This window comes from Chryseobacterium sp. sg2396, from assembly GCF_042610505.1.
Classification (GTDB): Bacteria; Bacteroidota; Bacteroidia; order Flavobacteriales; family Weeksellaceae; genus Chryseobacterium.
Map to the genome: position 1 here is coordinate 1 of NZ_JBHGAQ010000039.1, position 5,619 is coordinate 5,619.

The following is a 5,619-nucleotide window of genomic DNA, read 5'->3' on the forward strand; positions in this document are numbered from 1 at the left end:
TAAATATACTTATTTTTTTCAAAATCATAATAGCCTTCTGCGGTGGGTACAAATTTTAATACTGCCGTCCCGGTAGTAGGGGTAGAAGATGTTTCATACTGGAAGCCATCCATATAGTCCGTCCTGGTCCAGTTTAATACCGTAGCGTTAGGAGTTGCTTTATAATTATGGATCTTATTAAGCTTTACCCCGTCCGCCCTGTAAAGAAAAGTGGTATTGACAAATCTTTTGGTAATCCGCCCTGCCGTCTGGTTGAATTTAATATAGGTCGGAAGATTCAGGAAATTATAATCGATCTGAAGGATGCCTTTATCGGCATGATCCGTCATATTCCCGTTGTCATCATAGGAAATCGTATTTCCCGATACGTCGGGATACCCCGCATAATCCTGGGAATCATCCGTTACCGAGGTCAATTTGTTGCCTTCATACGTGTAGGCCAGATTGTCGATGGTTCCTTTCAGGCCCAAGGCATTCTTCCCGTTCCGCTGCAGGGAGAGGATATTGGAGTTTATGTCATACGTGACCGATTCGTTGTAGAAATCGTCTTTCGGGGTGGTGGTTTCCGGTTCGGAGTACAAGCCTTTCGTCAGCCTGTTCAGGGCATCGTACCGGTAATTGTATCTTCGCTTTACCCCGTCGGTAGCCGTCATCCACGTCACTTCCGAAATGTTCCCGTTGTACTTTCCGGAAGATCCGGCCGCATTCTCCGGGTTGAAGTATTTCAGCTCATATCCGAAGAGCTTTGTCCCCAGGCTGGAAGGGTCGTTTACTTTGGTTACCGAGCCCCGGATGTTGTAAGTATAATCGATGCTCTGCAGGTTGTTGCCCACCTTTTTATTCGTCAGCTGCGAGAGCTCGTTGTAGGAATTTTCGGACAGCAGCTCCTGCGTACCGCCGTTTACCTGGTGCCACTGCTTTTTCAGTCGGTTCTGCGCATCATACTCAAACGCCTGGGCAATCGCTTTTTCGGTATCGCCGCTCTGCCGCTTGTGGTACACTTTGGTCTGCTTCACCACGCCGACAAAATCCAGTTCCGATTCCGTCCGGGAATAACCGCCCAGGTGGTTGATCGAATAGGTGGAAACCGCCCGCGCCTTGGTATCATAATATACGTAGCTTTTGGTCCAGTTACTGTCTTCAATGTTTCTTACCAGGCTTACAGTTGGCAGTGCCCTGGTGCTGATGGCGGCATTCTGGGAATCGGTGATTACGTCCTGCCCCATCACCGTTGCCGGGAATGCCGGGTTAAAGCTGTAGACAGGATAGGTATCGTAATAATTCACGCTCAGCACCTTGATGTTAGCCGCAGGAAACGCGTTCTGCGTATAAAAGATGTCCATCCCGTCGGAAGAAAAAGAAGAGGAAGACCTCGCTTCATTGTTCGCCGGATTGGAAGAAAGTGCATCCACATCCCCCTGAAGCGAAGCCCGGGAAGCCGTGGAAGGGAAAAAACCGGTATACACCACTCTTCCGAAGCGGTCGTATTTGGTGAACATCCAGCCCTGCGCTGAGAAAGAGTTCTTAACGGTCCTCAGTCCCGCATGCTGGGTCATGATCGCCCGGTCCTGCTTATCGTAGATCACATATTCCCAGCCTTTGCCCGGTACTTTTTTCTCCACCATCTTTCCCATCCCGTCGTAGCGGTACTGGTAGCAGAGCTTATCTAAAGTCACCGGGTCGAGGGTTTTATTCGCGGCAAGTGGCGGGATGACGTACGCCAGTTGGCCGTACTCATTGTAGAGGTAATAGGTATCCACATCCTGGGCACCGTCGTTCTTCCGTATCAGGATCGTCTGTCCTTCCCCGTTTTTAAATTCCACGGTGGTATTGCCATCCTCATCGGTGACCGAGGATTTCATCAGCTGGTTGGCTGCATACGGGGTTCCTACGGTAATCTGGGAATCGGTTCTCCCTTCCGTCCAGGTTGTGGTGATGACGTATTTTTTTACCTCGCCATCCATATTGGTATCGTAACCCAGGCTGACCGGCTTCTGGGTCCAGGCGGTTCCTACGGAAACCACCTGCTTGATCCGGTCGGTATAGACGTTGTCATAGATCTTTTCGGAGTAAATCCTTTCGGTTCCGTAAGCTGCCGGAACACCGTCGAAAGGGGAATCGTAGAAAGCCCCGTTGGTCGTTCCCGACTGCGGGATCGGCAGGTAATCTTTCACCTGTTTGCCCAACGGGTTGTATTCCACAGGCGTCACCACATCCCTTCCCAGCGGAGTTGCCTTTATTGCTACCGACTGTACCGGCCGGCCCAGCCCGTCGAAATACTGCACGGATTCAGATTTCTTTACACAGTCTGCATCCAGACAGTTTTTGGTATAAATGAAGTTCTTATCCGTACTTAAATTGGTCTGCGCCAGGGCGGCGCCTGAAAAAAGAAGCATCAGCAGCGAAGCGTACTTCATCACTGCTTTTTCTTTCCGTTTTATCAAATGTTTCATCATGATTATCAGTTTTTATAGTGGTATTGGTATTCCTGGATGGTTTTTCCTGCAGCATCGGTTACTTTCAGCAGCCTGTTGGCCGCATCATAAACATTAATGGTCCGGATGCCGTTGGCCGAAATCGAATTGGTTATCCCGATCATCGGGTCATAAGTCGTGCAGGTTACCGTATAGCTTTGCAGGACAGGATCCTTACGCAGGTTTTCCAAAGCCGTCAGCAACTGGGGTTCCTGCGACGGGTCGTCTCGGTCGGCATTGGAAGCCGCAATGGCGGCCGTTATCGTAGCAAGCGAAGCGACCTGTGCATAGGATGCCCCGGCGATCACGGCAATCGGCTTGGTCTGGTAATAGCCCCAGATGGTCGTTACCGGGATCCCGTTTTTGCCCGTGGTCTGTACCAGGTTGCCTTTGCTGTCGTAGACATCCAGCGTGGAGGCGGTAACGGGTGCCTGGGTCTGCATATTATAGGAAATCACGGAAGTCGGATACAGATGGTTCGGATCATCAAACTTAGTTTCTGCCTTCCCGACCGGCTTGCCGTTCTTTTTGGTAGAAGTTTCCAGCGGAATGTTCACCATATTGGCACTGAGCAGCTTCTGCACCCCTTTATCTTCGGGATACAGGAACGTTTTTTCCAGTACGGTACCATCTGCCAGGGTTTCCCTGGTAGAGGAAACATTGCCATACTTATCCTCCATATTCGTTTCGGAGCTGCTCACCAGTTTCTTACTGGTGCCCGAAATATAGGTTTCCGTGACGGAGGTTTGTCTGGAGATATTGATCTTTTTTACGGGATTGTTGCCGTTTGCGACATTGGGCAGCAGCACCTCCCTGAACTGATATCCGGCTTCCGTTTTCTGCAAAGGCTGGCCTGTGGCGCTAAAGTCTTCTTTTTTCTGAAGGACCCCCATCGCCTTGATGTAATTTGCCATATCTTTCGCAGAGCCGCTGAATGAAGGGTTAAATCCCAGATTAATTTCAAATGTCGGCGTATAATAATATTTGGAATAGCTGCCGTCGATCATGTTGGTTACTTTGATATTGTTATAACCGATCGGCTTATTTTCTTCCCTGCCGCTGTTAAAATCCAGATCCGCTGAAACATCAAGAATTTCTCCGCTGGTCATTAAAGAATTATCGAACTTGTTGTAATCGTATTTAAGATAAGTAACCGGTGTCGCAGATCCCGGATTGAAGTTTTTAATGCTTTTAATCCTAAGCCCGTATCCATAGGTATTCTGATCCCTTCTCGCTTTTTTTGCAGCATAGATTTCCACGGTACCGTGTGCCTGACGGTAGCCTCCGAACCCGAAATTCAACGTAGATCCAGGCTTAAAAACGGTTATTTCCGGACAAGGCGAAGGAATATCATAGGCCAGATCATAGTATGGCTGTCCTTCTTCATTGTTAATATATAAGTTGACATCATTTGATACACCCGGCTTTGCAGGAGGGCTTGCATACCACATGTATTGATACTTTACAAAGATCTGTCCTGCATTGTACATATCCGGTATGGTATAAGTGGTAGGATAGCCCCCGTACTTTGTGTCAAAATTTAAAGTATATATTTTATCGAAATCGTAATAGTCGTAGTAGCAGAATTCATTATAACCACAGGTTTCTTCCTTAAAATAAGAATTCGATTCAAATTCATACTCGATTTTTCCGCCTGTAGGAAGAATAATCCGTTCCAGAGAACCATAGAAAGATGTAGCCGGATTGGTACCCTGTACAGAAGGTAAAATACCACTGTCCATATCGCAACCGTTAAATGCATTAGGATAACCGAAAGCATCCATTCTTCCTCCTGTAGAAAACTCGTTATTGTATTCAAAAGCAAATTTCTGGATCTGATTGCCATTTTTGTCCAGATTAATGAGCTCGCGGAAATAGCCGTTATCCAGATTGTCGAAAAAATATTGATTGATAATTTGGTTACGGGTATCTTTCAGGACAACTTTCTCAATCACATACCAATCCCTGATCCACTGACTTACCAGTAGATGCGGCTGATTGTTGTACCTATATATATATTCTATGCTTCCAATTCCGTTAACATTAATTTTTTTAATTTTCTGCTGCTGTACGGACCCCACAAATTGATTAACCAATTCAGTTGTGGTTTCATATTCTATATTGGCCACTTCTTCATTTTTATTATTCAATATTTTAGAGAGAAAAAATCCGCTGTTAATCAATTGTTTTGTCCTATTATTAATAAATCCACTTTCATAAGTATTGATATTGTTCTTATCAAAAAGATAGCGGTTTCCTTTTGTATCAATTATAGTAAAAGAAGTCACTTTGCCCGCCTTAGCGGGATCTTTAGTAACAATGATCTTATCATTGGATGGCGAGGTATGTACTCCCATCAGCTCATGGCTTACAGAATCCATCCCGATATAGAATTTTCCGCTTCCCCCCGGATAATTATAGTAGTAGACATCGGAGTCCGCAGTGGTATTATTGACTGAAGTAGTATAATCTTCTACCCTCAATGTTTTACTTCTTACTACACTTCCTACAGTCGAAAAATTCCATCCCTTGCCCACATCACTGATCAGGCTGTAGCCGGATAAACTTTCCGTACTGTAATTTACAGATAAATTAATACTGATACCGGTAGTAGGAACCTCAACGTTGAACAGTGGAAAACCGATGTTTGGAATTCCCTGGTACAGATTGGTGTCCCCATTGGTCACATAATCATATTTCTGGAGCTCTACTTTTTCCTGTCCGGAAAGACGCACCGTTCCCAGCATTACCGCACACAAAAGCACGCTTATCGTTATTTTTTTCATGGTTTATATTATTTTTTAATCAGTTTCGCACTCGCCGTTTTCCCACTATCCATTTTCACAGACACCAGGTAAGCCCCCTGAATCAGCGGCTGCGTGTTGATTTTAGTTACTTTATTTTTTGTTTTGATGCTCTGAAGCTGCCTTCCGCCCATGTCATACACCGTAATCTCTGCGGAAAAGTCGGTCCCTGAGCCTGTCGAAGGGAACCCAAGTTCCACATACGCATAATCACTCACCGGGTTCGGATAGATCTTAATATCCTGCTTCTCGATCAGCAGGTCAACCTGCTTATCACCCAGCTTAACGATCTTCCAGTTTTCTTTTCCCAGTTCTTCGGCGCTGGTTCCGGCCAGGATGAT

At 46.1% G+C, this 5,619-nt stretch carries 3 protein-coding genes; all 3 read right to left on the minus strand.

The features are described from left to right. Window positions 1-2,456, minus strand: a 2,456-nt coding sequence (locus tag ACED20_RS20880) for a DUF6443 domain-containing protein (RefSeq protein WP_378106655.1), incomplete at its 3' end; no start/stop codon positions are given. Between the two features lie 5 nt (window positions 2,457-2,461). Next, window positions 2,462-5,260 (minus strand): hypothetical protein, encoded by a 2,799-nt coding sequence (locus ACED20_RS20885; RefSeq protein ID WP_378106657.1) that lies wholly within the window; start codon window positions 5,258-5,260, stop codon window positions 2,462-2,464. Between the two features lie 8 nt (window positions 5,261-5,268). Continuing rightward, on the minus strand, window positions 5,269-5,619 hold a 351-nt coding region (locus ACED20_RS20890; protein WP_378106659.1), incomplete at its 5' end, for a T9SS type A sorting domain-containing protein.

Bases quoted from the DNA above. Each gene is read 5' to 3' on its own strand.
- ACED20_RS20885 (WP_378106657.1), bottom strand. From the start codon at position 5,260: ATGAAAAAAATAACGATAAGCGTGCTTTTGTGTGCGGTAATGCTGGGA.